General features: G+C 27.3%; 6 protein-coding genes. All 6 read right to left on the bottom strand.

Features of this window, described 5'->3' with window-relative positions:
• The coding region (locus tag ACTHW2_RS11135) for a helix-turn-helix domain-containing protein (RefSeq protein ID WP_442263992.1) at positions 1 to 1,163 on the bottom strand (1,163 nt) is incomplete at its 3' end.
• A gap of 200 nt (positions 1,164 to 1,363) precedes the next feature.
• Positions 1,364 to 2,053, bottom strand: a complete 690-nt coding sequence (locus ACTHW2_RS11130) for a radical SAM protein (RefSeq protein ID WP_442263991.1) — start codon at positions 2,051 to 2,053, stop codon at positions 1,364 to 1,366.
• A gap of 2 nt (positions 2,054 to 2,055) precedes the next feature.
• Positions 2,056 to 2,613, bottom strand: a complete 558-nt coding sequence (locus tag ACTHW2_RS11125) for a hypothetical protein (RefSeq protein WP_442263990.1) — start codon at positions 2,611 to 2,613, stop codon at positions 2,056 to 2,058.
• Positions 2,614 to 2,710: 97 nt separating this feature from the next.
• Entirely contained in the window at positions 2,711 to 3,553 is an 843-nt protein-coding gene (locus tag ACTHW2_RS11120; protein ID WP_442263989.1) for an NYN domain-containing protein, read from the bottom strand.
• 75 nt (positions 3,554 to 3,628) lie between these two features.
• Positions 3,629 to 3,745: a hypothetical protein gene (locus ACTHW2_RS11115; protein ID WP_442263993.1), complete on the bottom strand. Its 117-nt coding sequence runs from the start codon at positions 3,743 to 3,745 to the stop codon at positions 3,629 to 3,631.
• 138 nt (positions 3,746 to 3,883) lie between these two features.
• On the bottom strand, positions 3,884 to 4,484 hold a 601-nt coding region (locus ACTHW2_RS11110; protein ID WP_442263988.1), incomplete at its 5' end, for a peptidase dimerization domain-containing protein.

Here is a 4,484-nt window from a genome sequence, read left to right as displayed (position 1 = left end):
TCTTTTAAAAAGTCAAATAGCTTGTTTACATAAGTCCAATTGTAAATGATATTGTTTTTACTATCTACATCTATTGTCAATATGTCATCTGAAAATATACTATAAAATTTTATATATTCAAATTTAACTTCCTTTTGTATCTCTTTAATCTCTTCTTGCCAAGCCTTGGTAAGGCCTTCGGATGCTCGTGTAAATGTTATAGGTCTTGCCCAGTCTTTTTCATAATTAGCCCAGCTTTTTTCTCTATCTAAGATTTTTCTATCTTTTTTATCTATATTTTTACTCGTTTTTTCTATAGACCTGTTTAGGTCTTCAATATAAATAAAAAATTCTTTATATGCTTCTTTTTTATCTATTTCTGTAGTTTTCTTATCTAACAAGTATTTATCTTTATCTATATTGTTTTTTTTATATTCTGAAGGTGAACAATTGTATTTTATTTTAAAAAGTCTGTTTAAAGATTTAGGGCTTGGAAATCCACTTTCATATGACATTTCAGTTATAGTTTTATTTGTATTCATTAATAATTCTATAAATTTATCTAATCTTTTAATGTTTAAATATTCTTGGAAGGATATTCCCAATATGTCTTTGATAAAATGCGACATATGATAAACACTTAAATATTCATTATCCGCAATTTCTTTTAATGTTATTTTTTTATTATAGTTTTCATCTATATAAGATATGATGCTTTCAATTCTTCTCGTATCCTTTTTTATATTTGTAACTTCATCTTCATCTATATATGAGCATTTGAAGTTATTTAATAAAAATGATAATAATCTATTTACTTCACTTCCTATTATAAGTTTGTATCCTTGATTTTTTTTATAGTTTTCTAGTAATATTTGAGACAAATGCTTCCTAATAATATCAAACCTATATTGTTCATCTTTTGAGTATTCAAAGGACCTACAACAAAATCTTATTTTATTGAAGTGTTTATAATACTTGGAGTAATATGAGGGATCTATTTGAAGTGCTAATAATATATTGTTTTCATCTGTCCTGCTTGTACTATGAATTTCATTAGGATTTACTGCCATGATATCATTTTCTTTTAATTTATATTTTTTATTTTCTATTCTAATATTTATAGATCCTTTTAAGATTAGTATAATTTCTAATTCACTATGGAAATGCATTTTAATTTTATCCATATTTTGTATAAAGATTTTTACAGGGAGGTCTTTTTCCCTTGTTATTATTTCATAAAAGTATTCCATATAAGGTCACCCCTGTTTAAATTCTATAGTCTTATTTAAATATATACCTTATTTTCCCAATATTAACACATTAACATTGAATTGTACTATCAATAATAAAAGAAGCTACACCCAAAGGTTTAGCTTCTTTTATTCTAGTCTCCGACTCCAAAGTCTGTATTATTATATAATACCTCTATGTTTGGATTTTTATCTAAGTGCGAATATTTTTCTGTGAACCAGTTTATTAGATCTTCATCTCTTTTTATATTGCTTGTATTATTAGTAAAAATATTTATAGTTCCACGTGAAAAGTATTTTAGTAATATTCTAATATCCTCATCTATCATAGACTTGTTTTGTCCTTTTATCCCTACCATCAAACAAACTGAGTCAAAATATTCTTTTACTTCTCCTGGTGAATTAAACTTAGCATTTTTATTTAAGACTTTATTTCTAAAATCATAATCGAATGTCTCTATACCAATTTTAAAAGTTATAGGTATTTTAAAAAATGATCTCATTTCATCTAGTCTATTTCTATAAGACCAGTGGCTTTCTAAATATAATTTTTCAATCTTTCTTTCTTCTATAACATTCTTTATAATATTCAAAGTCTCTTTTGGTATTTCAAAACAACTTCCAGAGTTTATTACTTCTAAGACTTTATATTTACCACTTACGTTTTTCAAAACTTCTGAATTAAGATTATTTATCTCTTCTTCAGATTCACAGTTATCAAGTGTATAATCACAAAAACTACATTTATTCCAAATACATGGAAAGGCTTTTAATAAGACTATTTCTCTTTTATTTTTATTTTTAATTATACTATATCTATCCACAATTAATTATTAACCAACCTTTCCTTTATTGTCTTAGGTATTTCTGATATAGCTAGCACGGCTATTGAAACCCCTATAAATTTATCTATAAAATCTGTAAAAAATTGCACTACAAATACACTTACTACTTTATTTATTCCTAAATTAGATAGTATAGCAACTATATATGATGAACCTGATGAAGTTATCCCACCAAATACAAAAGCCGCTATAATAGATCCAGCTATAGAGGTTAGTATACTTAAAGCCAATACTCCTATATATTTCTTTTTCCCCTTAAAAAAGTCTCCTTTAAATATCAGGTATGTAAATAAAGCTACTACTATTTGTACTGGCGCAAAATATAATGAATATATATCAAAGGTAATACCACTAAGTATACTTCCTCCAAGACCAGTTATTATTCCAAGAATAGGTCCAAGTAGTATGCTTATAAGTATGGTCCCTATAGAATCCAATAATATAGGTAGCTTTAAAGTGAAAGCAGTAAATGTCCCTATAAGGTTTAATACCATACCAAAGGCTACTAAACTTATTTCTAATGTTTTTATCTTTTTCATAATATTTCTCCTTTCGTATTACTATATAAAAAATAAAGTATAATATATTCCCAAGAATATATTATACTTTATTTAAAGGTTTTTTCAAAATAATTAACTATTTTTTCTTATGATGTTTTTTCTTCTTTTTACTAGGTGATATAGATTTTTTATTTGTATCTATATCTTCATCTGTTTTCAAGGAAACCCAAATAGAGTTGCCTTCATTTTTATCTGATTGAATTTTAAGAAATTCCATTTTCTTTAAAAATCTAGAAAGCTTAGTATCTCCATAGTTTCTAACATCAAAGTCTGGATATCTTTTAGCAAGTCTATTTCCTAGTTCAGCCATATTTATAGCTTGATTTTCTGAATCTGATTCATTTATCATTTTTATTATTGATGCTTTAATAATGTTTATATCTGTCATACCTTTTTGATCATCTTCTGTTCTAGAAGTTTTACTAGTGCTAATATTGCCACCGTTCTTTTTATTATTTTTTATAGATTGTGTGTTTTCACCAGCCGATGCAAGAACATCTAAATATTTAAATTTATTGCAAGCCGCTATAAAGGGTTTAGGTGTTTTCTTTTCACCCATACCTACTATAAGCATACCAGACTCCCTAAGTCTAGATGCAAGTTTAGTAAAGTCACTATCACTTGAAACTATACAAAAACCATCTACATGGTTAGAATAAAGTATATCCATAGCATCTATTATCATAGCAGAATCTGTAGCATTTTTACCTACTGTATATCCATATTGCTGAACAGGGGTAATAGAATTTTCAAGTAATATTTCTTTCCAAGATCCAGTATTGGGTTTTGTCCAATCTCCATATATCCTTTTGTATGTAGCTATTCCGTAGTTTGATATTTCATCCATTATATATTTAATATATTTTGCAGATACATTGTCTGCGTCTATAAGTACTGCAAATTTTTTATCTTCTGCCAAAACTGTTCTCCCCTTTGTTTTTATGTAATAAAATCCTATAGAGAAACTTTTTTACCATAGGTATATTTTCCATCATTATTTTATCTTTTCATTCAAGCTATATATTTCTTTACTACCATACTTTTCCTTTATAAATTCAGCTACTCTTCTATTATACGACTCTTTTCTTAAACTTCCAACTATTAATGTAATTTTAATTTTAAATCCTTAAATATACTAGCACCTATATATAAAATACCCAATTTAAGCTAATTTAATAAATACTTATCTTTAAAACTAAAACTATCACCTTTTACTATATTAATATAGTAAAAGGTGATAGTTTTATCATTATTTTAAAAATTCAAGTGTATAGTTTACATAAACTTCTGTTGATATAAGTAAGGATTTTTCATCAATATCAAATCTTCCGTGGTGATGAGGAAATTGAGTGTTTTTATCATCTGGATTTCTACTTCCAATATTTAGATATACTCCCGGTACATCTAATTGAAGCTCAGCAAAGTCATCTGCTCCTAAAGATTTTTCTCCATCTTTAATAATATTTTCTTCTCCTACTATTTGTCCTGCTACTTTTTCCCCAAGTAAACTTGATTCCTTGTCATTTATAAGTGGGCTAGAGTATGATCTAAACTCTACATCTGCAGATCCTCCATTAACCTTAGCTGTTGTTTTAAATATATCTTCTATCTTTTCTTGCACCCTTTTTCTCGTTTCAAAGGAGAAGGTTCTAAATGTACCCTCTAAATGTGCTTCATTAGCAATTATATTATATCTAGTTCCAGAGGTCAGTAGGCCAATGCCAACCACTACAGGGTCTACAGGATCAGTTTGTCTAGCTACAATAGATTGTATGTTGACAACAGACTGGGAAGCTATGTAGAGTGCATCTACAGCTTCGTGTGGTCTACTTACATGCCCACTTTTCCCT

The sequence above is a fragment of the Tissierella sp. genome, assembly GCF_052089545.1.
Classification (GTDB): domain Bacteria; phylum Bacillota; class Clostridia; order Tissierellales; family Tissierellaceae; genus Tissierella_A.
The sequence above is the reverse complement of the archived record's forward strand: the minus strand, read 5'-3'. Positions and strand labels throughout refer to the sequence as shown.

Coding starts and splice junctions, on each gene's coding strand:
- ACTHW2_RS11125 (WP_442263990.1), bottom strand. CDS start 2,613: ATGAAAAAGATAAAAACATTAGAAATAAGTTTAGTAGCCTTTGGTATG.